The following is a 25,603-nucleotide window of genomic DNA, read 5'->3' on the forward strand; positions in this document are numbered from 1 at the left end:
TGGCGGGTGGCGGGTGGCGGGTGGCGAGGAAGCCTGGAAGAGGCGGAAGCCCGGCGGGACACGTGCGCGTCCGGCCGGGCTCGCGGCGGGTCAGTTGTGCGCGGGGGCCGCCTCGGTCGAGGGGGCACCGGTGGTGACCGACTGTGCCGTCGGGGACATACGGCGTTCGAGGCGCTCGGGCAGGGCCCATCGGTACAGCGGTACAGCGCCCGCGGTGGTGAGCACCGCGACCAGGACCAGCATGGAGAAGACCTCCTTGGTGATCATGCCCTGGGCGAGGCCTATGTTGATGAAGATCAGGATCATCAGGCCGCGGGCGTTCATCAGGCCGCCCACCGCCCAGGACTCCCGCCAGCTGAAGCCGATGCCGCGCATGGCGAGGGCGCAGCCTGCGTACTTGCCGGCGAACCCGGCCGTGAACATCAGCAGGAACGCTCCGATCATGCTCCAGCCGGCGATGCCGCCCAGTTCGGTGTTCAGGCCGGAGAAGGCGAAGAAGACGGGCAGGAGCAGCACGCAGACGATGTCCATCATGCGGGTGTGCAGGGCCTGGCGGAAGGCCGGCTCGCGGGGCATGGCGAGTCCGGCGACGAAGCCGCCGAAGACCGAGTAGATGCCGATGTAATCGGTGAACAGGCCGGCGAGCAGGACGATGCCCACGACGACGTACATCTCGTCGAAGCCGAACCGGCCGGTGCGCTCGACCCGTACGCCCATCGGACGCAGGAGCCGGGACACGACGGTGAGCATGACAAGGGCGAAGACGGCAGTGAGGCCGATGGTGCGCAGAGCCTGCAGCGCGCCGGCGCCGGTGTGCATGGCGGTCAGCACGGCGAGCAGGCACCAGGCCGCCGCGTCGTCGACGGAGGCGCCCAGGAGGGTCATGCGGCCGAGCTGGGAGTTCTCCAGCCCGCGTTCGTAGAGGATGCGCGCGAGCATCGGGAAGGCGGTGATGGACAGGGCACCGCCGACGAAGAGGGCGAATTCGAAGGGGGTGACGTCGGGGCGGGAGAGCCGGTCGTAGAGCAGGTAGCCGGATGCGGCGCCGAGCAGGAGGGAGGGGACGATCCCGGAGACGGCCAGGACGGTCGCGTTCTTGGCGTCCTTTCTGCCGTTGCCTCCTGCGTGGTCGAGACCGGCCCCGACCAGGAACATGAACAGGGTCAGCCCGATGGTGCTCAGTACGTAGAGGACGGGCTTCGCCTCGGGGGTGAAGACGGCTTTCTGGGCGTCGGGGAAGAGGGCGCCGAACAGTGTCGGGCCCAGGAGGACGCCTGCCACCATCTCGCCGAGCACGCGCGGCTGCTTCACCCGGATGGCGAGGAGGCCGCAGACGGCGGACGTGGCGAGGATGACCACGATGGCGGGCAGGACCCGCAGGACGAGTTCGAGGTTCTTGTCGGTGGTGGCGGCCAGGAAGGTGGTGGTGGGCACAGAGGACTCCTGTGAGAGTCGGCAACATGCGGGGACGGAGGGTGGCGCAGGTCCTCGGGAACGACGATGCGGAACCGGGCGGGCGTGCTGCCCGACGGACAACAGGACGGACTTCGACACCAGGTGCGGTGACCACCTGCCGCGGAACCGCGGAACCGACGGGCGCGGCTGCGATGACCACCCCATGTGCTCGGACGGTCAGGGCGGTACGGCCGTCGGGCGTCCGCGCGCACCGGTGGCCTTCGGGAGAGCCGCGCGCACCTGCGGGCCGACCGCCGTCCCCATGTCGGGGAAAGACCCGTACCGGTCGAGGCGGCGGCGCCGCTGATCGCCGCGGCCGGGACCGCGTTCATCTGCGCCCGTGATCGGCGCCGTGAGGTGGTGGCGGGCGGCAGGAGGGTCCCCCTCAGTGACGCGGAGGCGAGGGTTGTCGTGCGCTGCTTTCCTCAGGGTGGGCGACAGGGCAGCCGCCGACCGGATGCTCCTCGAAGTAGCGCACCGTGAGCCGCTGCCGACGTGAGTGCAGCACCATGGCCGTACCGAGCACCAACTGCCGTACGCCCCGTGTGACGTCCTCCACCCCGTCCCGTACGCGGACGAAGCTCCGCAGCGCCTTGAGCAACCGACGCGGCTCGGGAGACAGACCGCGCGGGATGAGCAGACAGGGGGCGCGATGCGGGATGGACCGTGTGTGCGCGGCCGTCGAGTCCAACCGGAAGCGGCGCAGCACCTCCCGGACCGCGGCGCGCAGCACCAGCGGGGACAGCCGCCACGCCGGGCAGGGACGGTTCGCCGCCACACCGAACGGGATGTGGTGGGCGTCCTTGACGGACAGGGTGGCCCAGCGGTCCGGGTCGAACTCGTCGGGCCGGTCGTAACCCGTGGCGTGGTAGTCGGGGTAGCTGAAGCACACCACGGAACCGGTCGGCAGCACGGTGTCCTCGTCGAGCGGGACCTCGCCCGTGGTGATGCGGTGCGCGATGCCGAACAGCGGGTACAGCCGCATCGTCTCGTCGAGCACGTACGTGAGGTACCGATCCTCCTCGGTATCCTCTGTGACGCGCTGTTGCACCTCGGGGTGGCGGGACAGGGCGAGCAGAACGTGCGCGGTCGCCTCGGACAACTGCACGACGGCCGTGTTGAACATCGTGCCCTGCAAGAAGTGCACCTGCTCCGCCGGCGACAGCGTCGTCGGCAGCGGGTACGGCACGTCACCGGCCTCGACCCTCTCCCTCAGGTACGACGTCAGCCGGGCCCGGCGCCTGGGGTGGCGTAGTCCGGTGCACTTCAAAGCACTGATCACGTCGTCGGCATGCGCGGTGATCAGATCCCGGGCGTGCGGCGGACACGACTCCTTGAACACCAGTTCGTAGCAGAACTCGGCCCACGCGGGCATCACCAGGTCACGCAGCCGGACGAGGCTGATCCGTGTGTCCGGTACCGCGTCGAGCATGCGGCCGACGGCTCGGGTGGCCGCCGCCGTGAGCCCGGCCGAGCTTCCGGCGAGCATCTGCCGGGTCGTGGCGGCCACGTCCTCGTAGCGCTCGCCGGGCTCCAGGTGCTCCTGGTGTACCTCGGGTCCCGGTGACAGCCAGTACCAGAACAGGTCGGACAGGCCCGCTCCGGCGCTCCGTCCGTTCACCGCCGGGTGGGCATAGACGCGTTCGAACACCTCGGACCCGTGAGTGGCGCTGGGCAGGGTCACCGTGTGGTCGCCGTTGACCTTCTCGAAGATGTGCCCTCGCAGCGTCACCACACCGCGTGGCAGCCACCAGGTGTCCGTCGTGGCCGGCTTCGGCTTCGTCCTGCTCCTCACCACGTCTCACCCCTCACCACGTCTCGCCCCTCCGGACGATCATGTCCTTCGTCAGATCGGTGTTGCGGCGCCCTCCGCACAGCGCGAGCGTGTGGTCGTACTCGTCGCGCAGTGCCCCCAGAACGGCCCTGACCCCGGCCTCTCCCCCGGCGGCCAGGCCCCACACGACCGGGCGTCCCACACCGACGGCCGCCGCACCCAGTGCCAGGGCGACGGCGACGTCGCTGCCCCGGCGCACCCCGCCGTCCAGCAGCACCGGTACCCGGTCCGCGACGGCTCCGACGACCGCGGGCAGGCAGTCGACCGCGGCCGGAACGGCGTCGCACTGGCGGCCCCCGTGATTCGAGACGATCACCCCGGCCGCACCGTGCTCGACGGCCAGCCGCGCGTCCGCCGGATGCAGAACCCCTTTGACCAGCACAGGAAGCGAGGTCATGCGTACTGTCTCGCCGAAGTCCCGCCAGGACAGGGCCGGGGACATGGGGATGTCGATGAGGGAGCCGGGCGGGGCGCCGGGCAGGTCACGCATGTTCTCCGCGGCGTAGCCGGGCGGCAGATCGGTGAACCCGTTGCGCAGATCCCTGGTGTGCCGGCCGAACACCGGCGAGTCGACGGTGACCACCAGCGCCGTGCAGCCCGCCGTCTCGGCGCGCCGTACGAGTGCTTCGGTGACCTCCTGGCGGGGGTGCAGGTACAGCTGGAACCACACGGCCGGGTCCGGGGCCGCCTCACGGGCCGCCTCGACGACACCGTCGACCGCCGTGGTCGCGGCCGTCCCCGTCACCAGGACGACACCCTCGGCCGCGGCCGCACGGGCCGCGGCCCGCTCACCGTCCGGATGCATCAGCCGGTGGAACGCGGTCGGCGCGACGATGACCGGCGCCGTCCGCCGGGCACCCGGCAGGTCGACGGCGGTGTCCCGAGTCTCGCTGCCGCACAGGACCCGCGGCAGCAGCAGATACCGGTCGAAGGCCCGCTCGTTGTCGGCCAGGACACGTTCCTCGCCCGTCCCGCCCGCCAGGTAGTCGAAGTGGACGGGATCCAGCGTCCTTCGTGCCGCGTCGTGCAGTGCGCGCAGCGTCACGGTGTCACCGGGACGACGGAGCCGAGACGGTCGGTGAGGAACGTGTGCAGCGGGGCGCGGTGGAACTCCTCGCTGTCCCACTCGTTCTCCAGGTTCTCCGTGATGTGGTGTTCGCCGATGAACTCGCCGGCCCGGTACCAGCGGACGACCGGATGCAGATAGCGGCCGTCGAGGCCCGCCACGTCCTGCTGCGACTTGCGGCCGGCGGTCACGTCGAAAGGATCCACCCGGTCGTGATGCGCGCCGTACTCCAGGGTGATCACCGCGTGCGCGTCCACCTCCCCGAATTCCCCGGTACGCACGGCGTCCGGCACGTGACGGACGGGGACCTCCTCCGCGTAGCGCAGGGTGCCGTCGGGGGCGACGAGCAGCAGGTCGCCGAGGACGGCGAACTGCTGCCACAGCGCGGAGGACCGGTTCACGCGGGTGATGATCGCGTCGACGGCGCGCTCCACGGCGTCGCCCAGCTCCGTCACCGGCCAGACCTCGCCGTGGTGACGGCGGCGCAGCGCGCGGTGCAGGGCGCGGACCGAGTAGCGGAACCCGTGGATGAAGCCGGTCGTGGACTTCTTGAAGTCAGGACCCTGCATCAGCGTCCCGGCGAAATACATGTGGGGTACGTTGACCGACTCGCTGACCGGTGTGAGGGCGGGGAAGCGGCCGTCGACGATCAGGTCCGGCACACAGGTGTCGTCGAAGATCGAGGTGTCGAACCGGAAACCGGTCGCGACGATCACCCGGTCGTAGCGGAGGTCCTTGACCACCTCGTCGACCCGCTCGAACGACACCGGCACGCAGAAGCCGTCCGCTTCCCGGCGGATCTCCACTACCCGGCCGTCGAGGAGCGCGTTCTGCGACTTCAGCTGATAACTGTCGAGGAAGTTGTTGTTCACCGCGCGCAGATGCCCCACGTAGTGCGACCGCCATGCCAGCCGCAACGAACCCGCGCCGACGACGTGGATGACCGCCGCGGTCTCCATCAGGCTGTCGGCCGTCTCGAAGGCGGAGTTGCCCCGTCCGACGATCAGCACCCGCTGGCCGGTGAAGGACTCGGGGTCGGGGTCGAACGTGTCGTAGCGTTCGGCCAGTTCGACACCCGGGACGGACGGCAGGTTCGGCCGGAACATTCCCGTGGCGACCACCAGACGCCGGGCCCGCCGGACCCTGCCGGTGTGGTCGGTGACGGTGAACCCTCCGCCGTCGCGGGAGACCTTCTCCACAGTGGTGTCGTACCGCACCCGCACTCCGGTCCGGAGGGCGTAGTCCGACAGGTAGTCGACCAGATCGTCGGCCGAGGGGAAGTAGCGCCGGCTGTACCGGGTGAACAGCAGCTCCGGATCGTCGCTCAGCAGGGAGTTCCAGTCCATGCGGAGCCGCAGCTCCGGATCGCCGTATCCAGTGTGCACCTTGTTGATCGAGATGAGTCGGCGGTGCCGGGGAAAGCGTGTGAAGAACGCGCCTGGAACGCTGCCGCGCTCCAGGACGACGTAGTCCGCACCGTCGCGCTCCAGGGAGGCGGCGAGCTGCAGGCCCGCGGGTCCCGCTCCGATGATCAAGTAATCGTGCGCCATGGCTCGGAAGCTATCCACCGGATTTCAGAGCGTTCTGAGATTCCCCGCTTACGTTTCCGGGCGTGCTCACCACCACGGACACCGTCTCGCTGACCGGTCCTCCGAATCCAGCCGTCCTGCGCCGCGCGGCGGCGCCGCTCACCGTCACCGTGGACGACGAGATCCGCGCGCGCGTCGACCGCGGCCGACGTCTCTTCCGCGATCTGCGGCACGGCGACGGCGGTGCGGACCGCAGCATCTACGGCGCCACCACGGGTTTCGGCGCACTGGTCGGCTACGCCGGCCGTGTCGACGAAGCCGACCAGTGCGACAACACGCTGGCTCACCTCGGCGCCGGCCAGGGCCCTGACCTGCCGCACGAAATCACCCGCGCGTCCCTGCTGCTGCGCACCCGGTCCCTCGCCCAGGGGTTCTCCGGCGTGTCCGCGGAAGTCGTCGAGCGGCTCGCCGCGATGTTCGCCACGACGTTCTCCCCCGCCGTCCCTCGCTACGGCTCGGTCGGGGCGAGCGGTGATCTGATCCCGCTCGCCTACGCCACCCAGGCGCTGCGCGGCCGGGGACACGCCTATGTGGACGGCCGCCGCCTGCCGGCCGCCGAGGCGCTGGCCGCTGCCGGGCTGCGACCGCTCGCCCTGGACGGCCGCGACGCTCTCGCCCTGGTCAACGGCACCTCCGTCACCACCGCGGCCACGGCCCTGGCTCACGATGCCGTCCGCGCCGCGCACCGTGCGCTCACGGCCCTCACCTGTCTGCTGGCCGACCTCCTCGGCTGCGACCCCGGCTTCCTCGACGAGGATCTGCTACGTGCCTACGGCCATGCCGGCGCGGTCGACGTCGGCGCACGCATGCGGCAGACACTCACCGGCGTCACCCCCTCCGGCACCCGGCCGCTCCAGGAGCCGTACAGCATCCGGTGTGCCCCGCAGCTGCTCGGCGCCGCGGAGGACGCCCTGCGCTACATCGACGGTGTGGTCACCGCGGACCTCGGCGGCATCAGTGACAACCCGCTGTTCTTCCACGACGACGTGGGGACGGGGAAGGACGTAGGGACAGGGAAGGTGGGGAGGGGCAAGGTGGTGCACGGTGGGAACTTCTTCGGCCAGCCCGCCGCCTTCGCCGCCGACCTGCTCGCCTCCGTCACCGCCCAGCTGGGCAACCTCGCCGAGCGCCAGCTCGACCTGCTGGTGGACCCGGCGCGCAACGGCGGGCTGCCGCCGATGCTCGCCACCACGCCCGGCCCCCAACATGGCTTGCAGGGCGTGCAGTTGGCAACCACTGCGCTCGTCGCGGAGATCCGCCGCGCCGCGACGCCGGCCGGCATGCAGAGCCTTCCGACGAACCTGCACAACCAGGACGTCGTCCCGTTCGGTACCCAGGCGGCCCTGCGCTCCTACGACATGGCCGAGCTGCTCGGCCTGCTGTGCGGGTCACTCGCACTCGGCCTGCGCCAGGCCGTGCACGTCGGGGCACGCCGTCCGACAGCACCCCGGTGCGGCGAGCTGCTCGACACCCTCGTCGAGGCGATATCCCCGGTCGATCCGGATCGTCCGCTGGACGCGGATGTGCGTGCTGCGGCACGCCTACTCGTCACGAGTGATCTGCTCGTCACGAGTGATCTGCTCGTCACGGACGACCTGCGCTGACCGGGGTGGCCGCAGAAGCGCACTCCGGGAGCCGGATGGTGAACCGGGCGCCGCGGCCCGGGTGACCGGTGGCGGCGACCGTGCCGCCGTGGTCCGTGACGACCTCTCGCAGCAGCGCGAGTCCCAGCCCGTACCGGCCGCCACCGGCGCCCCGGTGGAACCGCTCGAAAAGCCGCTCCGCCTCGGCGGGGTCGAAGCCGGGCCCGGTGTCGACGACCGTCAGTTCCACCGCTCCGCGGACACGCGCGAGGAAAACCTCGATCCGGCCGCCCACCGGAGTGTGACCGATCGCGTTGCCCAGCAGCTCACCGACCGCGCGGCGCAGTGCGGACTCGATGCCCTCGACATACAGGGGATGCGGCGGGCCGTTCACCACGATCGTAAGGCTGCCGTCCTGCGTCCGGTCCGATTCCTCCGCGACCACCGACCGGGCCACCGCCACCAGTTCGACGGGCCGGCGCTCCGACCGCCGCTCCGGGTCCGCCGAGAAGCTCGCGGACAACAGCAGGTCGTCCAGCACCCTGCCCAGACGGCCGACCGAACCGACCAGCCGGGCCAGTCCTTCCCGGTGCCGGGCCGGCAGGTCCTCCGCGGCCGCCTGCCGCGACAGCACCTGCGCCCGCGTGTACACCTGGGTGATCGGGGTGCGCAGCTCGTGACTGGCGTCCGCGACGAAGCGGCGCTGCCGGGTGAGCGCCTCGGCCAGCGGGGCCACCGCCCGGCGCCCGAGGACCGCGCCGGTCACGGCCGCGACGATCAGCCCCACGAGGCCGGCGACGCCCAGCGCCGACCGCAGGTACCTGCGGTCGGCGAGCTGGAACCTCATGTCGAACACGGCCTGTACCACGTCCCCGCTCGCCCTGACCTGCGTGCGCACCAGGTAGACCGTGTTGTCACGCCGCACGGTGCGTTCCACGGGCTCGTGGGTCCGACGCACCTGGTCCATGTCGGCGCGTACCGGGAAACCGGCCGGAGAGTTCGCGAGCGGGATCGCACCGGACGCGTACAACCAAGTGCACACCGGAGGGCTCGACAGGTCACCGCGCGCGGCGCCGTAGCGCAGCTCCCGCCACACCTGGTCGTCCTGAGCGTGCGTCATCACCGTGTGGGCGACACCGCCGACCACCGTGATCAGCAGTGTCATGACGGCACAGGTGATGACGGAGATCCGCAGACGTGCCCGGCGCACCGCCGCCCGCTCCTCGTGAGCCGTCGCCTTCACAACGCCCCCAGACGGTAACCGAGTCCGCGGACCGTACGCACCACCTGCCGGCCCAGTTTGCGGCGCAAGTAGTAGACGTAGGTGTCGACGATGGACGACGCGGGCGCCTCGTGGAAGACCATCCGGCGCAGCTCCGCCCGCGAGTACACGGCGTCGGGGCGGGAGGCCAGCACCCACAGCAACTCGAACTCCCGTGCCGCGAGGGCGATTCGCTCACCGCCGGCCAGCTCGACCTCCCGGTGGCCGACATAAAGCTGACCCGAGCCGATCCGCAGCACGTCGGCCACATCGAGTGCCCGACGGCACAAGGCTCTTAACCGGGCACTCAGTTCGTCGAGCTCGAACGGCTTGACCATGTAGTCGTCGGCACCGGCGTCCAGACCGTCGACCCGGTCGTGCACCGTGCCCATCGCCGTCAGCAGCATGACCGGCGTGCGCACCGCACGGGATCGCAGTCGGCCCAGCAGGGCGAGGCCGTCGAGCGCCGGCAGGCGCCGGTCGACGACGAGCACGTCGTACTGCCGGGCAAGGCCGAGATGCAGGCCTCGCTGGCCATCGGTCGCGACATCGACGGCGTATCCCTCGTCCCGCAACGCCTCCGAGAGCATGGTGACCAGCTCCCTGTCGTCCTCGACCAGCAGCAGTCGCCAGGGGTTTCGCATACGATCCTGTGCCATCGTCCTGCCCCTCTCGTCCCTGTTCCCCGTCAACGCCCTTGTGTGACGCGTGAATTGTGGCCATGAGAGGGCATGGACGAACAGGAATCCGATCCGATCGGCGAGATCACGCCAAGGGCTGTCCCGCAACTCTGCTCGCGGGCGAGATGATCTTGAGGGTCTGGTGTGACCACGGCCTCGCAGCCGTCCCGGACGGCCCCGTTCACCAGGCTGAGCCGACGTCAGTTCGGCAGGCTGATCACCGCATGCGGCGCGCGGGGGCGAATCCGGTCCGTAACGGCCATCCCCGTCCTCGTGGCCGACGGAGCCCACCCCATGTCCTACGAACAGCTCGAATCCAGCCGCATGCCGACCAACCAGGACATGGACCAGGACCGTCGCTGTCCTGCCTACTGGTCGGCCGACCCACCCTCGGACGCACCATAGAACTCGCCGTCCTGGCGGCCCTGGAGCAGCGGACCGCCCTGCGCTGCACGATGCCGGGCATGACCTCCAGCGACACGGCCGGCTACGTCGCCCACCACTCAGGATCGCCGGCAACAGGCGCATCCGGACGGCTGATCATTGTGCGACGGCGCATCGCGCGGGTTTCTGGCCGGTGCGGCGGAGAGCGATGGTGTGAACACCTGCGGGTGCAGTCGCGGCTCGCCGGCACGCGGGGTCGGCCCAGCGGCGTGCGGTAATGCCGACGATGCGTGCCTTGGTCCATGGGGATCATGGGTTTCTCCTGTGCCGCCTACGTGGCCGCGGTCAAGGACGTCATTCGGTGTCCCAAGCCACCCGAAAGCCAAGGTTCCCCGCGGAGCTGTCGACCGTGTTCGCGGTGCGGGCGGCAACGCGGTAGCGGTTGCAGTACGAGTCGTGGCAGAGGTACGAGCCGCCTCGCATGGCACGGCGGTCGGGGTCGTCGTCCTGCCAGAGGTCGGCCGACCACTCCCAGACGTTTCCTGCCACGTTGTAGAGGCCGAAGCCGTTCGGGACGTAGGCGTCCACGGGTGCTGTGCCGGCGTAGCCGTCGGCCTCGGTGTTGCGGAACGGGAATGTGCCCTGCCAGATGTTGCAGCGGTGCTCCCCTCCTGGTGCCAGTTCGTCGCCCCAGGGGAAGCGGGCCTGGTCGAGGCCTCCGCGGGCGGCGTACTCCCATTCCGCCTCGGTGGGCAGTCGCCCTCCGGCCCACCGGCAGAACGCGGCCGCGTCTCTCCACGTCACGTGGGTCACGGGGTGATCCCAGCGGCTGTCCAGTTGACTGTCCGGCCCTTCCGGACTGTTCCAGGCGGCGCCCTGGACGCCGCACCACCAGGGAGTTGCCGACGGGCGTGGTGACGTCTTGCGCAGGGTGCCCGGCAGGAACTTCGCGAACACGTAGCTCCAGCCGAACTCCTCCGCTTCGGTGCGGTATCCGGTGTCCTCGACGAAGGCCGCGAAGCGGGCGTTGGTGATCGCGTAGGCGTCGATGGCGAAGGGCGGGACGGATACGTCGCGGACCGGCCCTTCGCCGTCACCCGCGTTTACGTCCTCGTCCTCGCTGCCCATGCGGAAGGTTCCGCCGGGCAGGGGGATGCGGTCGGCGTATCCGGTGTGCGGAGGGTGGCGGTGTGCGGCAGCTGTGGCCGGGCCGGCTCGCGTTTCGGGGGTGTTGGAGATATTGGGGGTAATGGGGGTAATAGGGGTGTTGTGGGCTTCTGGCTTCTGCCTCGAAGGGGCGCAGCAGCTTTTCGTGCTCGGCAGCGTGGCGGGCACTGTGGTGGGTTCCGTGGTGGGTTCCGTGGTGGGTTCCGGCGTTTCGGCGGTGCTCTTCATCGCTGTCCTGCGGCTCGGCCGGCGCGGACTACTTCCCGTACGCCTTCGAGTAGAGGTCGCCCGTGTAGTAGTCGCCCGGGTCGGGATTGTCGTCCAGCTGCTTGTTGCGGACGAAGAAGTCGCCCAGCTTCTTGAGCCATGCGTCCACCTCGCCACTCTTGGTCTTCGCGGCCAGGTCCTCGGTGGAGAGGGTCTGGACGTGGGAGGCGTCGGCCTTGGTCTGGGCCTCGGTGACCTCAAGCATCTTGGCGGTGAGCGCGATGGTTTCCTCAGGGTGCTCCTGGCGCCAGTCGTTGGCTTGCTGCAGCACCTTGATCACCTTGCTGTTCTTCCCCTCGGACACCTTGTTGCCGGCGACGAACGCCGTGGGGAAGGAGTCCCCGGTGTCCTTGGTGCTGGCTATCTCCTCAAGCTTCGGGACCTTCTTCTTGATGGTGTCGATGGCGGGGTAGAAGAAGCCGGCGCCGTCGATCTGCCCGGAGGAGAAGGCGGAGACGATGGTGGACGGGTCCATGTTGACCTTGGTGATGTCCTTCGCGGTCATCCCGGCCTCCTCCAGGGCGATGTTGAGGATCATGTCGCCGGAGGTGCCTTCGGGCACGCCGACCTTCTTGCCTTTGAGGTCCTTCATGGACTTCATGCCGGGCTGGCCGATGACGCGGTCCGCGTAGGTGAGGGTGTCGACAGCGATGACCTTCGACCTGCCGGAGGCGGGCAGCCACATCGCGCCGGGACCGATGTAGCCGTAGTCGAGGTCGCCGGCGCTGAGTGCCTGGATCTGCACCGGGCCGTTGTTGAACGACTTCACCTCCGCGGTCAGATCCGCCTTCTTCCACAGCCCCTGGTCCTCGGCGATCGCCAGCAGGCTGGCACCGTTGTAGTCACCGATGTAACCGAACCGGACCGTGTTGTCGTTCCCGGAGGAATCACCCGAACACGCGCTGACGGAGAGGGAAAGCACCAAGGCCATGGGCAGAGCCGTGAAGGCACGCCTGATGGTGCTTCTGGACATGGGTGTGGACATGAGCGTAGTAGGCATGGGCGTGCGCATACGGGATGGTCCTCTCGGGTGGTGCTCGGGTGGTGCTCGGGCTGGCTCTGAGGGGGTCCGGGGGCCGCGGCCCAGGGCAACGGCCCGGGTGACGGCTCGGACCTGGCTGCCGGGTCAGGCGGACCGGGCCGGTGCTTCCTGGTGGTACACCGACGTCCACACCTCGTTGCGGATGCGCCGGAACTCGGTCGAGAGCCGGATCTCCTCGGTGCGGGGGTAGGGCAGATCCACGTCGATGACACGGTGGATGCGGCCGGGCCTGGCGGCCATGACGACCACCCGGCTGGCGAGGTAGACGGCCTCGTCCACGTCGTGGGTGATGAACAGGACGGTGCGCTTCTCCTGGCTCCAGGTCTGCAGCAGCTGGTCCTGCAGCTGTACCCGGGCCAGGGCGTCGAGGGCGCCGAACGGCTCGTCCATCAGCAGCACCTGGGGGTCGACCGCGTACGCACGGGCGATGGCACAGCGCTGCTTCATGCCGCCGGACAGTGTCTTGGGCAGGGCGTCGGCGAACTCGCTCAGGCTTACGAGGGCGATGGCCTGCTCGGCGCGTCGACGCCGCTCCGCCGCGGGGACGGAAGCGAGCTTGAGACCGAACTCCACGTTCTGCCGCACGGTCAGCCAGGGGAACAGTGCGTACTGCTGGAAGATCACCCCGCGGTCGGGGCCGGGCCCGGACACCGGTGTGCCGTCGACCAGGACGCTGCCCGAGTCGGGCTCCTGCAGCCCCGCGGCCATGCTCATCAGGGTGGACTTGCCACAGCCGGACGGACCCACGACCGTGACGAACTCCTGGTCCGCGATGTCCAGGCTCACCCCGCCCAGCGCGGTGAAGGTCGCGCCCTTCAGGGGGAAGGTCTTCACCACGTCGCGGAAAGAGATCTTGCTGTTCATCGTCGCTCCTGCCAGCCGGTGAGGCGTCGCTCGGCCAGCAGCAACAGCCGGTCCATGACGAGCCCGAGTACGCCGATCGTGATCAGGGACACGAAGATCGTGTCCATTTCGAACCAGGTGGACGCCTTCTGCATCCGGTAGCCCAGCCCCTCCTGCGCGCCGATGAGCTCGGCGGCGACCACCGTCGCCCAGGACGCGCCGAGACCGATCCGCATGCCGACGAGGATGAACGGGGTCGAGGCCGGGACGACCACCTTGGCGAAGATGGTCCGGTCCGGGGCGCCGAGCACCCGGGCCGCGTTGATCAGCGTCTTGTCGACGTCGATGACGCCCTGGAAGGAGGAGACGACGCAGGCCATGAACGAGGCCAGGAAGATCACGGCGATCTTCGGCACCTCACCGATCCCCAGCAGGACGACCGCCAGCGGAATCAGCGCGAGGGGCGGGATGGTGCGGAAGAACTGGATGTACGGCTCGATCAGGGCGCGCGCCATCGGGTACCAGCCCATGAGGAAGCCGACCGGTACGGCCACGACCACGCCGAGGGCGTAGCCGATGAAGACCCGGCGCAGACTGGCCCACGTGTCCGACGCCAGGGTGCCGTCGGAGATCATGGTGCCGGCCTTCTGGGCCACCGCCGTCGGCGAAGGGAGGTCCTCGACCAGTCCCAGCGCGGCCACGACGGCCCACAGGCCGACCCCCGCGGCCAGTGCCACGGCGTTGAGGACCAGGGGCCGGCGCCGGGAGCGGCGCGGTCGCTGCTGCCGCGTTTCGGTGGCGGTCTTCTCGGCAGGGGTGATCACAGCCATGGGTTCCTCGGCTTGCTCGGGTTGCTCTGGTTACTCGGGTTTTTCTGGTTCCTGGCTGGTGGCTTCACTCGTTCTCCTCGGAGACGGGCCGCGGGTAGTGGGAGAGCAAGGGGGATTCGTGGAGGACGAGGGCGATGCCGCCCAGCGCGCTGCCGGCCTCGCCGAGCGTCGCGCGCCGCACGTCCACGTATCGGCGGGCCATCGGCATCAGGTGCTGCCGCAGGGCCCGTTCGACGGGTTCGAGGAGGGCGGGGCCTGCCTCCGCCAGTTCGCCGCCGACGACGATCACGCCCGGGCCGACGGCATGGCAGACCGCGGCCAGCACCTCGCCGATCTCGCTGCCGACCCGCTCCAGCACCTCCAGGGCGGGGCGTTCGGCGGCCGAGGTGGCGTCCAGGAACCCGGCGAGATCGGTGGCCCGGCCGCCGGCCTCGCGGTAGCGGTACAGGACCGCGTCGAGCGAGGCCCGGGTCTCCAGGCAGCCGGTCCCGCCGCATTCGCATTGCCGCCCGGCCGGGTCAACGGTGATGTGCCCGAACTCGCCCGACAGGCCGTACCGGCCCCGGTGCAGCGCGCCGCCCACGACCAGACCACCGCCGACGCCGTGCGACAACCGCAGGTAGAGGACGTCGCTGCTGTCCGCCGCCGCACCCCACACCGCTTCGGCGAGGGCCGCGAGCCGGGTGTTGTTGTCCAGCAGCACCGGTGCCCCGAACCGCTTGCGCAGCAGGTCCGGCAGGCCGTCGATGCCCTGCGCGTGGGCGTTCTCGCTGCCGGGGTCCGTGGTCGGCCCGACCACGCCGACGCCGATCGCGCTGAGCGCGTCGAGATGGACGGTGGCTGACCGGTCCTGACTCCGGTCCCGCTCCCGGTCCGGCTCCAGACTCCGGTCCCGGTCCGGGCCTCCGGCCGCCGCGCCGCCCGCCATGTCGTCGGACGAGCCGGTGGACGAGTCGGTGGACGAGTCGCCGGACGGGCCGGTGGCCAGCGTGGTCAGGAGACGTACCGCGATGTCGACCCGCTCGGGCCAGGACAGGTCCGTGGCATGCGCCTTGCTTGCCGAGCCGATCACCTCGTGGGCGAAGTTGACCGCCGCGACGTGCACGGCGCGGCGCGCGAAGTCGATGCCGACCGCCTCGCCCGCGGCCGGGTTGAGGCTGAGCTGCTCCACCGGACGGCCGCGCTTGCGCACCTCGACATGCGGTGTGCTGGTGACCACCGCGCCACTGCCGACCAGGCCCCCGACGATGTCGTGGAGCGTCGTACGGGACAGCCCGCTGCGGGCGCCCAGGTCGGCGCGGCTCATCGGACCGTTCTTGCGGAGCAGATCGAGAACGCCGTGCTCATGGCTGCGCCTCAGCCGCGTCAGCGGACCGTCGTGTTCGTGCATGCCGGACAGCATGTGAGCACCGGGTATTTTCGTCAATGAGTTGGGACGAAATCTTTTCGCCCTGCCGGACTTCGCCGCACCCCCTGCTTCAACTGGCCTGAACTGCCAGGACGTACGGGAAGGCAAGCCCGTGATCACGTCTCGTAACATTTAGGTAACTCAGGATGGCGATCCCGCGCGGCGGCCGAGAGTGCCGAGAGTCCGGGGTGCGTCGCGGACCTGATTTACGTCCGCACCCTTGACATAAATCTCGGCCAGGTCGGAGCATGGCACCGCCGCCTGGCGACATGGCGGCGGCCGGACACTCCCCCGGCCGTTGTGCCACGCCGACGCGACTGTCCGCCCCCGCCGATGTGCCACACCAATGTGACCGTCTGCCCCGGCCGACGTGCGAGCCGGATCCACCCGAGAGGCCCTCCGTGCGCCACAACATGCTCTTCCTGATGACCGACCAGCACCGTGTGGACACCCTGGGTGCGTACGGCAACCCGCACACACGCACACCGAACCTCGACCGGCTCGCTGCCGAGGGCACGCGGTTCGACAGCTTCTACACACCCACCGCGATCTGCACCCCGGCGCGCGCCAGCCTCCTCACGGGGGCGGCCCCGTTCCGGCACAAGCTGCTGGCCAACTACGAGCGCAACGTCGGCTATCTGGAGGACCTCTCCGACGGCCAGTTCACCTTCTCCGAGCAACTGCGCGACGAGGGCTACCAGCTGGGGCTGGTCGGCAAGTGGCACGGCGGTGTGCGGCGTACCGCCGCCGACTACGGCTTCGAGGGCCCCGACCTGGCCGGCTGGCACAACCCCGTGGACCACCCCGACTACCTCGCCTACCTGGAGGAGAACGGCCTGCCCCCGTACCGCATCACGGACCACGTGCGGGGCACCACGCCCAACGGCAGCCCCGGCAACCTCCTTGCCGCCCGCCTCCACCAGCCGGTCGAAGCCACCTTCGAGTACTACCTGGCCACGCGCACCATCGAGATGCTGCGCCGCTTCGCCGCACGGGGCGAACCCGGTGACGCGCAGGACGACCGCGGCGAAGGGGCGCCGTTCTTCCTGGCCACCCACTTCTTCGGGCCGCACCTGCCGTACATCCTCCCGGACGCGTACTACGACATGTACGACCCGGAGCTGGTCGAACTGCCCGCGTCGGTGCACGAGACCTTCGCCGAGAAGCCGGCCGTCCAGCACAACTACAGCAAGCTGTGGGCCTTCGACACCATGCCGCTGGAGGAGTCGAGGAAGCTGATAGCCGTCTACTGGGGCTACGTCACGCTCGTCGACGAGCAGATCGGCCGCATCCTGGACGCCGTGCGCGAGCTGGGCCTCGACGAACGCACGGCCGTGTTCTTCACCGCCGACCACGGCGAGTTCACCGGCGCCCACCGGCTGCACGACAAGGGCCCTGCGATGTACGAGGACATCTACCGCATCCCGGGCCTGCTGAAGGTTCCCGGCGCTCCGCAGGGCCAGGTGCGCGACGAGTTCGTCTCCCTCACGGACTGCACCGCCACCATCCTCGAACTCGCCGGCAGTGACACCGGTCCTGCCGTGGACAGCCGCAGCCTGCTGCCCCTCGTACGCGGTGAGCATCCGCAGTGGGACGAGCACCACCTCGCGGAGTTCCACGGGCACCACTTCCCCTACCCCCAGCGGATGCTGCGCACCCGGAGCCACAAGCTGGTGATCAACCCCGAGTCTCGCAACGAGCTGTACGACCTCGACGCCGACCCGGACGAGTTGCACAACCGCTACGACGACCCCGAGGTGCACGGCATTCGCACGGCGCTGACCCAGCGGCTGTACGACCTGCTCCGCGAGCGCGGCGACAACTTCTATCACTGGATGACGCCGATGTACGACGTGAAGACGGACTACGACACCACCCTCTCCGTCTTCGAAACCGCCGACCACGAAGGTGAGTTCAACTGATGAACAGGTCCGAGAACGGAACACCCATCGGCCGACGGACTCTGCTGGCCGGGGTCGCCGGCTCCGCGGGGGTGGCGGCACTGGCCACGGCCGCCGGCCAGCCCGCCCAGGCGGCGACACAGCCGGCGCAGGCCGGGCAGGCCGGGCGAGCGGCAGGCGCATCGGCGCGGCGGCCGTACCCGCCGAACTGGCCCGATCCCGAGCCCTACGGCCTCGCGGACACCCGCGAGGACCTGTGGCCGCGCGAGGACAACTCCTTCGTCCTCCCTCTTGAACTCCGGCCCCGCGACAAGGAGCTCGGCCGGGTCTGGATGCGGGACACCTACGTCAACTGCTTCGTCGTGGGCGGCCGTCCGCTCTACGTCGCGACCGGCACCACCCGCGTACCCGGCCTCACCGCGGCCGGGCCCTGGAACGACGGCATCTTCGTGTGGACGGCACGGGACATGCGCGGCCCGTGGAAGCTCGCCGACACCACCGGCATCCGCCCCGGCGCCGAGCGGGGCAAGGTGTGGTCGCCGGAGTTCGTCGACGAGAACCGCCCCGGGCGCACGGTCGTCGCGCCGTGGCAGGAGTACTGGTACGACGACCGGTTCGGCAAGCGCGGCAACGCCTGGGCGCCGGAGCTGCACCACTTCCGCGGCAAGTGGTACATGGTCGCCTGCATGGGCGACCACTCGCGGAAGGTCGGCTCGTTCATGCTGGTGAGCGAGGGCGGGGTCGAGGGCCCGTACCGCCTCGTCCGGGGCAACCTGGACAAGCCCTTCGGGGAGCCGGTCGCCGGCGGCCCGGCGTTCATCGAGCCCGGCGCGTACCACCACATCGACGGCGGGCTCTACACGGAGGGCCGCGAGGCGAAGCTGGTGCTGCACAACAACCTGTACGCCGCGTTCCGACAGGACATGGAGGACATCGTCCCGACGACGAACCTCCCGTCGTTCCAGCAGACGCCGTACGCCCCCGAGCCCTACCTCGAAGGCGCGTACGTCTTCAAGCACGGCGGCAAGTACTTCCTGGTGCACGCCGCCTGGGACCGCGGCTCCGTCAACCCCGACGGCAGTACGCGCAACGCCTACGACCCGCCCGGCACCGGCCGGACGCAGTACCAGTACGACGCGGTGGTCGCCGTCGCGGACCGCTTCGAGGGCCCCTACTCGCGGCGCTGGACCGCGGGCGTGGGCGCCGGCCACAACAACTTCTTCGAGGATCACCGCGGCGGACTGTGGGCGACGTTCTTCCGCAACCCGGCCTTCGGCCACTGGGCGGACCCGTCACGCGTCTCCGACTCCGCCGTGGCCGGTGTCGTACGACTGGAGTGGACCGGCCCGAAGGGCAACCGCCTTCAGGTCCGGCGCCGGACCAGGCAGGAGTGAAGCGAGCTGGTCCGCCGGGCGCCGTCAGGCGCAGCGCGCGGATGTCGGTGATCAGAGCGCGCCACGGTTCGTAGGAGGCGTCCACGGTGGCGCCGGAGGCCCGGATGTAGGCCACGGCGACGCCGTAGGCGAAGTACTCGTTGCGCGCGGGCAGGGGCCGCGGCAGGACCAGTTGTTCCAGCAGCACGGCCGCCCGCCAGTACCCGTCGGGCCGACCGACCTCGATGTGCGGGGTGTTCACGCGGTGCCGGGCCTCGGCGGCGACGAGCCCGGAGTAGTCCCGCACGGCCGGCTCCTTGCCAAGCAGCCCTTCCTGCCGGTCCAGGAGCCGGCGGACGTCGATGTCGGCTCGGGCGTGCACCGGTACCTGCCGGCTCGCACCGCTCGGCCGTGTCCGTGTGACCGGGCGGCGGCCTGCAGGTTCTCGCCGCCGCGTCGGCCGACGCCGGAGACCCGGCAGAAGCCCGCTAAACCGATGGTGTGTGCCTGTTCTGGATCTCGAAGAGCTCGGCCACCAGGTCGGCGGTGACGACGTCCTGGTTCGTCCTGCCGAGTACGGCGGGTGCCTTGGCAGGACCGGGAATGGTATGCCCGCCGCCGTGCACGGTGCAGAGCACCACCGGTGGCCGCCCGTGCTGCCGGTACTCGGTGCGTTCCACCGAAGTCCCTCCGGCCGACCCCGGCCGCGCCGGCAGCGGGGTGCTGACCGGTTCGGCGGTGATGCCGTTGCGTACGGCGTAATAGTGCGCGGTCCGCGGCGCCGACAGGGACCGCCCGCCGACTTTGAACAGCGCCCTCATCCACCAACGCATGTACCCACCCTCGTAGTTGACGATGGGGTCCTTCGTCCCGTGGATCAGCAGTACCGGCATCGGCACCGGTGCGGGCGGAGTGTGCGGCAGCAGGAAGTTCTCCGGCGCCGGCATGGTCGCCGCGACGACCGCCGCACCCGCGAGCAAGCTCGGTGCGTCGTGCATGAGTCGCATCACCATCTGTCCGCCGTTGGAATAGCCCACGGCGAAGACCCGTCCGGCGTCGATGCCATGCTTCAGGGTCAGTTTCCGAATGACCGCGCGGACGAACCCGACGTCGTCGACGTTCTCCTTCCGGGCCGGGAAGCGGCTCTCCCGGCGGGCGTCGTTCCAGTTCTTCTTGTAGCCGTCCAGGTACACGACCACGGCCGCACCGCTGTCCGCGAGCGCGTCGAAGGCCCGACCGGTGAACTCCCGGTGCTTCTGGCCCGTCTGCTTGGACCCGTGGAAGATCAGCACCAGATCCCGTGAGGGCCGGCCGTCCCCTTGGCCCACCACGGTGTAGGTCCGTGACCTGCCGGCCACCTCGACGCTGTCACGCATCATGTCTCCGCATCATGTCCGCTGATCCCTTCGTCCCGCGGTGCGCCGCTGTGTTCCGGGCCGGGGGCGGAGCGGCCGTACTTCGGCCGTACCACCGCCGTGATCCGCGGGACCGATCGTGCATCGCGCCGGCGCGGTCGCGTGAGCATCGCCATGCCCGGCGTCCCTCGTCGCGGGCGATGGGACGACGGTAAACTTTGACACCGTGTGAAGGTCAAGGACGTGCGGGTCGAGGATGGAGGCGGTGGGCAGTGAGGATCAGCGAGTTGAGCGCCAGGACCGGCGTAAGTCCGCGGTCCCTGCGGTACTACGAGCAGCAGGGCCTCATCACTGCGGACCGCAGGGACAACGGCTACCGCGACTACACCGACGACGCCGTGGTGACGGTGCTGACGATCCGTTCCTTGTACGACCTGGGGTTCCCGAGCGAACTCATCCGCGTCGTCCTGCCCTGCACCACCGGCGAGGCCGTCGACCAGGCCCTCTGCCGGAGCGTGGTCGACCGCGTGACCGGCATCCGCGACGACATCGCCGAGCGCGTCACCCACCTCGCGAGGACGCGCGACACCCTGACGTACTTCCTCGCGGAGCAAGCCGCTCCAGGCGATGCCGCCGACCGTCAAGGTACGGGTCCCGCCCGACAGGCTTTCCTCCGCCAGCGGTTCGTCCCTGGGGCAGCCACGGCGACCGACGACTGAGCCGGCCTGTCCGGGCCCGGGCTGTGACCCGGCCCGTGAGCGGCGGGCTGAGGGCACCGCCCGCTCCACGGTCGGCGAGAGCACCGGCAGAGGCTGAGGGTCAAGGCCCTGGCAAAGACGTGGCGGGTGTCCATGTCGAGGTGGTTGGTGTAGACCCGCCCTTGCCGTGCGTAGCAGGGCGGGCACGGCCGAGGCTCGGATCCGGATCGCGGACTGGATCACCGACTTCTCCCACAGCCGTCGGCTCCGCAGCGTGTGCGGCTTCAGGAGCCCGATCGACTACGAACACGACTACTGGACCAGCCTCGGTGAAGGGCTGGCCGCATGGGAAGAACGGTGTCAGTCCAGCACAGGCGATGAGGGCACGCGAGGCACTGCGGAGTTGGGGTCGAAGCCTGCGAACGCCAGTCCAATGACGAAGCCCGCCACCTCCTCCAGCTGACGGACGCGATCCAGCGCCCCGAGAATCGCTGGTATCCCGCCGACGTCACGCACCAACTCGCCGACGACATGCAGTGCCGCAGAGTTGTCGCCGCACATCGCCACAGTCACGTTTGCGGGGTCGACGCCGGCGCCGGCGCCGGGAGAGCTCGCCCACTGGTCGGCGGGAAAGAGGTGGAACGCCTTGACGACATGAGCTCCTGGAGCAAGTCCGGCGATCCGCCTCGCCATCGACTCGCCGTGCTCGGTGAGCAGAACGCCCACACCATGCGCTACGGCGTTCGTGGGATCGATCAACGGCGTCCCCTCAAGCAAGCCGTCGGACGCGCCCACCAGTCCCAGCATGTCCTCGACGCCGTCCCATGACACGGCGAGCAGCACCGCATCGCGCCCGACGACCGCCTCACGCGGCGCGACTGCGAGCACTCCATGGCCCAACCGCTCAGCAAGCTTTTCCGCCTTGACCTGCGACCGCCCGCCGATCGACACCTCGTGTCCTGCGCGTGACCAGCCCTCACCCAGGGCCGCCGCCAGCGTCCCTGTTCCCAGAATCCCGATGCGCATCGTCGCTTCCTCTCAAGTGGCAGTCAGTTGGGCAGTCACATTAGGGAAGGTGTTACGCACCGAATGGTGCGCAACGACCGCGCGATGATGGGCGACGAGATGACTGATCACGAAGGCCACTGCTACGAGTTGGTCGCTGACTGCCGTCTGCGCGCGGCCACCGATCTCTTCGCCCACATCTGGGATCCCGTTGTGCTGGCGGCTCTTCGCGCGGGCCCTCGTCGACGCCGCGAGCTGCGCGCCACGATCGGCGGCATCAGCGACAAGGTCCTGACCGACACCCTGCGTCGTCTGCTCTCCAGCGGCCTGGTCGACCGCCACGCACACGCCGAAGCGCCACCTCGCGTCGAGTACAGCCTGACAAGCTTGGGGCAGAGCCTCGTCGAGGGCCCCATGATGGCGCTCGGACGCTGGGCAATCGAGCACGGTGACGAGCTTCTCGAAGCCCAGGAGAACGCGGCACGGAAACCATCCGACTCGGCGGCGCCCCCGTCGGAGACGCAACGAGCCGGATGAATACCCTCCGTTTTGGCGGACATCCGGGATCAGGGGTTCTGCCCCGGAAGGATGTCCATCATGGAGAGCATGGGGAAGAAGAAGCCACGTCCTCGCCGCTCGTTCACGCGGGAGTGCAAGGCCGAGATTTCGTTTGCCTGACCACCCGTCGGACACCACGCTTCATGAAAGCGCGAGGTTGGACCGTCGACCGAAAACGTCAGTGGCCCCTATACGGTCAGCCGCGGGCATCGGCGGGAATTCCAGTCGCCCGCAGGGCGGTTGTCCGCGGTGGTGCCCGCGACCGACCAGGGCATTACGACCGGGAAGCCAGGGACTCAGTGGCCCCGGCCGGAACCCTCGGCAGCCCCGCCCCGTCCAGTTCCGCCGTCTCGGCCACGCCCGCGCCGTGGGTGCCGCTCACGGCCATCGCCCCGTCGGCGCCGAAGCCGTTTCGGCTCGCTGTTGGGCAGCTGCTTGTCGCGGACCTTCTTCCCGGCCGGGGTGAGTCCGTGGCCGGGGTGAGTGGTCTTGCCGACGTCCAGGCCGAGGAACACGCCCACGTCTTCGGTGTCGAACACCGCGCCCTTCCAGGGGGAGGAACGTGCCGGCCTCGGCGGTGGTGTCGTACGCGCGCATCCACGTCATGCAGACCTGCCGCCCGCGAGCTGTCCGGCATTGCGCCGGACCGGGTGGTGGCCGGACCTCTCATCAGCGTCTCCGACGGCACCTGCCGGGCCCGCAGGCCAGCGGTCCTCTTGCAGGACCGCGAAGAAGACAACGGGGGCGGCACGGAGCCGCCGGATCGGCGCGGCGTGCGCGCGCAGCCGGGTGGGACAACCTCGCGGACATGCGGTTGAGGGACAACACGAACTGGGACTCCGGCTCGAACCCGTCTCGTACGTCGAAGGCCGGGTGCCAGGCCGCCCTTTCAGCGGTCAGCGGCGGCCGGTGGCCAGGATGACGAGGAACTGGCCGCCGCCCGCCTCGATGTGGGCGGTCACCGGCAGCCCCGGTACCAGTCGGGAGAACCGGTCCACCAGCCAATCTGCCGCCTCCTGGGCGTCCCGCCTGGTCGGACAACGGCCCACCATCTCGCGGCCCCCCTTCCGCTCCAGCCTCCCGGCAACGGTGATCAGCGGCGCGGGTTCGACCACGTACAGGCGGTCCGGCCAGGCAATGACCACCTTGACCGCGCCCTTACGGGTGTTGCACCCGCGGTGTGCGAGCCGCTCGGCGACCTTGGCTTTCCGGTCGGCGGTCCGGCTGTCGACGCTGGGCCCTCGCGGGTCGTTCACCGACTCGCCGGGGTCGACCGCTTCGTCACACACCCAGCAGCGCCAGCCATCGCGCTCGGCCACATCATCAAGGAGACTCACCCGAGCAAACTAGCCTGCCCGGCCACCACTCCGCACACCAGGTGCTCACCTGTCTGGAATCGACTGCAGCGGGCAGACCCCACGGGCATGATCCGATCACTGCGACCCAGCCCAGTACTTTCCCTTCCCTTCTCTCCCTTCCCTGGAGCCCATCCGACCCGCGCGGCCCACCTCAGCACACGTCGGCGGGCGGGTGCGCAGGAGGCGTAGCGGCGTAGAACCGGCGCAGCGGCTCCTCGATCTTCTCGTCGGCCACCTGGCGGGAGATCGAAGCCCGGTCCAGTAGTTGGTGCTGGTGCGGTCGGGACTGGTGGGCAGCGGCGCGCTGGGCGACCCGTCGGGTCACGCCTTCGCTCTCCCCACCCGGCAGCAGTGCTTCCAGGGCGATCACGTAGTGCGTCACCAGTTCGTCCAGCATCCCGTGACGGACGTAATCGCTCCCGTACGTCCGTGAGTCGCCTGGACCAAGTGCTCGGTGGCACGGGCCAGGCGCTGCGCCCGCGGACTCGGCTTACGGTCGGCCGGCTTTTGGGCGGCGGCCAGTTCGGCAGCAGCGGTGGCCATCAGCTCGCCGGAGGCCGCCATGAATATCGTGAAGGCGGCCAGTTCAGCCGGCTCCACCCTGTAGGGGCCATCCACGCGACGCTCCCAGAAATTCACCCCGTCGTTGGACTGCTCCTCCACAGGTACGCTGCCGAACTCGCGCACGGTCTGTCGGCCGTTTTCCCGGTAGTAGATGGCATCCAGGTGGGCCGGTTCGCACGCCCAGAGCCCAAGAACGCCCTGCGGCACCGCAAAGTGGACCTGCGGGTGTGCGTGCAGCACCGGCCACGGGAGGACTGTCCCCGTTGGCCGCCAAGCCGTTTCCCGGTGGAGAAAGGCGGCCCCGTCCAGGAGATCGGAGTCCAGCGCGAACGTCCGGAACCGGCCGAGTACACCCTCGGGTCGCAGCTCGGCCAACCGCTGGGGGCTCACCCGTTCCAGGGTCCACTCCCCCACCTGGGCCAAGCAACCCTCCGGAAGGTCGGCGTCCACCAGCAACCAGTCCTCGCCCCTCAGGGCAGGTCCGGTGACGAGCGCGGCAAACTCCTTGGCCACGTCGTCGGGGTCGAGCCCACCCTCGCCGCAGGACGTGGCGTGCGCGGCCCTGGCCAACCCGGAGGTCTCCAGGAGCCGCCGATTCGGCTCAAGCCCTGGGCGTCCCTCGGACCCGCCGCTACCGCCCTGAACCATGCCGCCACTGCCTCGCAGAGGCTGACATCCGTCCGGTTGCCCGCTGAAGTACCTTTCCCGCGACCTCTGCGTTCGTATGGTCCACCCGACGCGGCCCACTACCGTCAGCCTGCGACACCGGAGTACCTCGATCAATCGAATACCAGCAGTCCCCGAGACGTCCAAAATGCAGGCCTCTTGTCTCTTCGCCTGGCCGGTGCTTTTCGTTGGTGCCGCGGAGCAGGACTTCGCCGGCATCCGTCGACGCGGTGCCGTCAGGGACGGTTCAGTCGCGGTGCTCCCGGCCAGTAGGTTGACCGCGACGGGCCAATGACCGGCCGGCCGGGAGGCGGACACCGCCGCCGGCCGGGCGGGCAACGCGATGCCGACCACGACCAGGCTCATGGCCTTGTTCAGGATGACCGCGGACAGTACCGCGAACCCGAACAGGCTGATCAGCAGGGGGAGCCGGAACTCCGCACCGCCCAAGCCGATCATCCCGCCGAGAATGCCGATGCCCGCGCCCGCGCCCGCCCCGAACACAACGGCCACGGAGTACGCCCGGCTCACAGGGTGGAGAGGATCGGCGGACGGTGGCGACGTCGAGGCGGTCTGCTCGTCGTGCTCGCGCAGCCTCTGCGGAGTTCGTCCTGCTTGCGCGTGCGTGCTGGCTGCTGCTCCCTCGCCGGTCGCTTCGTCGTCTGACTCCAATGGCGGATTCCGCTGTGCGGGGAGTCGGCTCGCGGGTGAGGCTG

21 protein-coding genes and 2 pseudogenes are annotated in these 25,603 nt (G+C 69.8%); 6 read left to right on the plus strand and 17 right to left on the minus strand.

The window, feature by feature from the left end:
- Positions 1–90: 90 nt before the first annotated feature.
- The 4 genes from AOK01_RS08940 to AOK01_RS08955 all read right to left on the minus strand — a co-directional run bounded on the left by AOK01_RS08940 (position 91) and on the right by AOK01_RS08955 (position 5,905).
- Positions 91–1,434 (minus strand): cation:proton antiporter, encoded by a 1,344-nt coding sequence (locus AOK01_RS08940; RefSeq protein ID WP_055510260.1) that lies wholly within the window; start codon positions 1,432–1,434, stop codon positions 91–93.
- Between the two features lie 406 nt (positions 1,435–1,840).
- Positions 1,841–3,253 carry a cytochrome P450 gene (locus tag AOK01_RS08945; RefSeq protein ID WP_055510262.1) on the minus strand — a complete coding sequence of 471 codons (1,413 nt, stop codon included), beginning with the start codon at positions 3,251–3,253 and terminating at the stop codon, positions 1,841–1,843.
- Positions 3,254–3,263: 10 nt separating this feature from the next.
- On the minus strand, positions 3,264–4,334 hold the full coding sequence (locus AOK01_RS08950; RefSeq protein WP_055510264.1) for an alpha-hydroxy acid oxidase: 1,071 nt from the start codon (positions 4,332–4,334) through the stop codon (positions 3,264–3,266).
- Positions 4,331–5,905, minus strand: coding sequence for an NAD(P)-binding domain-containing protein (locus AOK01_RS08955; RefSeq protein ID WP_055510266.1), 1,575 nt, complete (start codon positions 5,903–5,905; stop codon positions 4,331–4,333). The genes AOK01_RS08950 and AOK01_RS08955 overlap by 4 nt, the downstream gene beginning before the upstream one ends.
- Positions 5,906–5,967: 62 nt before the next feature.
- Between AOK01_RS08955 and AOK01_RS44845 the strand changes: the two genes are divergently transcribed.
- Positions 5,968–7,548 (plus strand): aromatic amino acid ammonia-lyase, encoded by a 1,581-nt coding sequence (locus AOK01_RS44845; protein WP_055510268.1) that lies wholly within the window; start codon positions 5,968–5,970, stop codon positions 7,546–7,548.
- Here AOK01_RS44845 and AOK01_RS08965 read toward each other — a convergent pair.
- On the minus strand, positions 7,529–8,737 hold the full coding sequence (locus AOK01_RS08965; protein ID WP_055510395.1) for a sensor histidine kinase: 1,209 nt from the start codon (positions 8,735–8,737) through the stop codon (positions 7,529–7,531). The two genes, AOK01_RS44845 and AOK01_RS08965, sit on opposite strands and share 20 nt — an antisense overlap.
- 29 nt (positions 8,738–8,766) lie before the next feature.
- Positions 8,767–9,447, minus strand: a complete 681-nt coding sequence (locus AOK01_RS08970; RefSeq protein WP_079103279.1) for a response regulator transcription factor — start codon at positions 9,445–9,447, stop codon at positions 8,767–8,769.
- Between the two features lie 165 nt (positions 9,448–9,612).
- Here AOK01_RS08970 and AOK01_RS44850 point away from each other — a divergent pair.
- A pseudogene (locus AOK01_RS44850) lies at positions 9,613–9,734 on the plus strand (IS5/IS1182 family transposase); the annotation flags it as partial.
- Between the two features lie 472 nt (positions 9,735–10,206).
- On the opposite strand, the gene AOK01_RS08980 reads toward AOK01_RS44850, so the two are convergent.
- From AOK01_RS08980 to AOK01_RS09000, 5 genes are all read right to left on the minus strand, one after another.
- Positions 10,207–11,175, minus strand: coding sequence for a formylglycine-generating enzyme family protein (locus AOK01_RS08980; protein WP_079103284.1), 969 nt, complete (start codon positions 11,173–11,175; stop codon positions 10,207–10,209).
- A gap of 100 nt (positions 11,176–11,275) precedes the next feature.
- Positions 11,276–12,259: an aliphatic sulfonate ABC transporter substrate-binding protein gene (locus AOK01_RS08985; RefSeq protein ID WP_055510270.1), complete on the minus strand. Its 984-nt coding sequence runs from the start codon at positions 12,257–12,259 to the stop codon at positions 11,276–11,278.
- Between the two features lie 153 nt (positions 12,260–12,412).
- Positions 12,413–13,192: an ABC transporter ATP-binding protein gene (locus tag AOK01_RS08990; RefSeq protein ID WP_055510271.1), complete on the minus strand. Its 780-nt coding sequence runs from the start codon at positions 13,190–13,192 to the stop codon at positions 12,413–12,415.
- Positions 13,189–14,001, minus strand: coding sequence for an ABC transporter permease (locus AOK01_RS08995; protein ID WP_055510273.1), 813 nt, complete (start codon positions 13,999–14,001; stop codon positions 13,189–13,191). Before AOK01_RS08995 ends, AOK01_RS08990 begins: the two co-directional genes overlap by 4 nt.
- Positions 14,002–14,065: 64 nt before the next feature.
- Positions 14,066–15,403 carry an ROK family transcriptional regulator gene (locus tag AOK01_RS09000; protein ID WP_055510275.1) on the minus strand — a complete coding sequence of 446 codons (1,338 nt, stop codon included), beginning with the start codon at positions 15,401–15,403 and terminating at the stop codon, positions 14,066–14,068.
- Positions 15,404–15,822: 419 nt separating this feature from the next.
- Here AOK01_RS09000 and AOK01_RS09005 point away from each other — a divergent pair, with 419 nt between their 5' ends.
- Positions 15,823–17,331 carry a sulfatase family protein gene (locus tag AOK01_RS09005; RefSeq protein ID WP_055510402.1) on the plus strand — a complete coding sequence of 503 codons (1,509 nt, stop codon included), beginning with the start codon at positions 15,823–15,825 and terminating at the stop codon, positions 17,329–17,331.
- A complete protein-coding gene (locus tag AOK01_RS09010) occupies positions 17,331–18,704 on the plus strand; it encodes a family 43 glycosylhydrolase (protein WP_055510277.1) in 1,374 nt (457 codons plus the stop codon). Before AOK01_RS09005 ends, AOK01_RS09010 begins: the two co-directional genes overlap by 1 nt.
- A 467-nt stretch (positions 18,705–19,171) precedes the next feature.
- Here the strand turns inward: AOK01_RS09010 and AOK01_RS09015 are convergent, their stop codons facing one another.
- The gene (locus tag AOK01_RS09015; RefSeq protein ID WP_055510279.1) at positions 19,172–20,062 is read right to left on the minus strand and encodes a CE1 family esterase; all 891 of its coding nucleotides are present in this window, start codon (positions 20,060–20,062) and stop codon (positions 19,172–19,174) included.
- Between the two features lie 263 nt (positions 20,063–20,325).
- Here AOK01_RS09015 and AOK01_RS09020 point away from each other — a divergent pair, with 263 nt between their 5' ends.
- Positions 20,326–20,757 (plus strand): MerR family transcriptional regulator, encoded by a 432-nt coding sequence (locus AOK01_RS09020; RefSeq protein ID WP_245702181.1) that lies wholly within the window; start codon positions 20,326–20,328, stop codon positions 20,755–20,757.
- 339 nt (positions 20,758–21,096) lie between these two features.
- On the opposite strand, the gene AOK01_RS09025 is transcribed toward AOK01_RS09020, so the two are convergent.
- Positions 21,097–21,762, minus strand: coding sequence for an NADPH-dependent F420 reductase (locus tag AOK01_RS09025; RefSeq protein WP_055510283.1), 666 nt, complete (start codon positions 21,760–21,762; stop codon positions 21,097–21,099).
- Between the two features lie 99 nt (positions 21,763–21,861).
- On the opposite strand from AOK01_RS09025, the gene AOK01_RS09030 reads away from it, so the two are divergent.
- Positions 21,862–22,278: a winged helix-turn-helix transcriptional regulator gene (locus tag AOK01_RS09030; RefSeq protein WP_213862072.1), complete on the plus strand. Its 417-nt coding sequence runs from the start codon at positions 21,862–21,864 to the stop codon at positions 22,276–22,278.
- A 431-nt stretch (positions 22,279–22,709) separates the two neighbouring features.
- Here the strand turns inward: AOK01_RS09030 and AOK01_RS42525 are convergent.
- The 4 genes and pseudogenes from AOK01_RS42525 to AOK01_RS44860 form a co-directional block, all read right to left on the minus strand.
- Positions 22,710–22,838 (minus strand): annotated as a pseudogene (locus AOK01_RS42525) (IS110 family transposase); the annotation flags it as partial.
- Between the two features lie 357 nt (positions 22,839–23,195).
- The gene (locus AOK01_RS09040; RefSeq protein ID WP_055510285.1) at positions 23,196–23,636 is read right to left on the minus strand and encodes a hypothetical protein; all 441 of its coding nucleotides are present in this window, start codon (positions 23,634–23,636) and stop codon (positions 23,196–23,198) included.
- Positions 23,637–23,808: 172 nt separating this feature from the next.
- Positions 23,809–24,054, minus strand: a complete 246-nt coding sequence (locus AOK01_RS09045; RefSeq protein ID WP_055510287.1) for a hypothetical protein — start codon at positions 24,052–24,054, stop codon at positions 23,809–23,811.
- Positions 24,036–25,400, minus strand: coding sequence for a hypothetical protein (locus tag AOK01_RS44860; RefSeq protein WP_245702183.1), 1,365 nt, complete (start codon positions 25,398–25,400; stop codon positions 24,036–24,038). The genes AOK01_RS09045 and AOK01_RS44860 overlap by 19 nt, the downstream gene beginning before the upstream one ends.
- Positions 25,401–25,603 lie beyond the last annotated feature (203 nt).

Source organism: Streptomyces aurantiacus (genome assembly GCF_001418335.1).
In the GTDB taxonomy this organism is placed as follows: Bacteria; Actinomycetota; Actinomycetes; order Streptomycetales; family Streptomycetaceae; genus Streptomyces; species Streptomyces aurantiacus.

Excerpts from the sequence above, each read along its gene's own strand:
- AOK01_RS08955 (WP_055510266.1), bottom strand. The coding sequence starts at position 5,905 with ATGGCGCACGATTACTTGATCATCGGAGCGGGACCCGCGGGCCTGCAG.
- AOK01_RS08970 (WP_079103279.1), bottom strand. The coding sequence starts at position 9,447 with ATGGCACAGGATCGTATGCGAAACCCCTGGCGACTGCTGCTGGTCGAG.
- AOK01_RS08985 (WP_055510270.1), bottom strand. The coding sequence starts at position 12,259 with ATGTCCAGAAGCACCATCAGGCGTGCCTTCACGGCTCTGCCCATGGCC.
- AOK01_RS08990 (WP_055510271.1), bottom strand. The coding sequence starts at position 13,192 with ATGAACAGCAAGATCTCTTTCCGCGACGTGGTGAAGACCTTCCCCCTG.
- AOK01_RS08995 (WP_055510273.1), bottom strand. The coding sequence starts at position 14,001 with ATGGCTGTGATCACCCCTGCCGAGAAGACCGCCACCGAAACGCGGCAG.
- AOK01_RS09000 (WP_055510275.1), bottom strand. The coding sequence starts at position 15,403 with ATGCTGTCCGGCATGCACGAACACGACGGTCCGCTGACGCGGCTGAGG.
- AOK01_RS09005 (WP_055510402.1), top strand. The coding sequence starts at position 15,823 with ATGCTCTTCCTGATGACCGACCAGCACCGTGTGGACACCCTGGGTGCG.
- AOK01_RS09010 (WP_055510277.1), top strand. The coding sequence starts at position 17,331 with ATGAACAGGTCCGAGAACGGAACACCCATCGGCCGACGGACTCTGCTG.
- AOK01_RS09015 (WP_055510279.1), bottom strand. The coding sequence starts at position 20,062 with ATGATGCGTGACAGCGTCGAGGTGGCCGGCAGGTCACGGACCTACACC.
- AOK01_RS09025 (WP_055510283.1), bottom strand. The coding sequence starts at position 21,762 with ATGCGCATCGGGATTCTGGGAACAGGGACGCTGGCGGCGGCCCTGGGT.
- AOK01_RS09030 (WP_213862072.1), top strand. The coding sequence starts at position 21,862 with ATGACTGATCACGAAGGCCACTGCTACGAGTTGGTCGCTGACTGCCGT.
- AOK01_RS09045 (WP_055510287.1), bottom strand. The coding sequence starts at position 24,054 with ATGCTGGACGAACTGGTGACGCACTACGTGATCGCCCTGGAAGCACTG.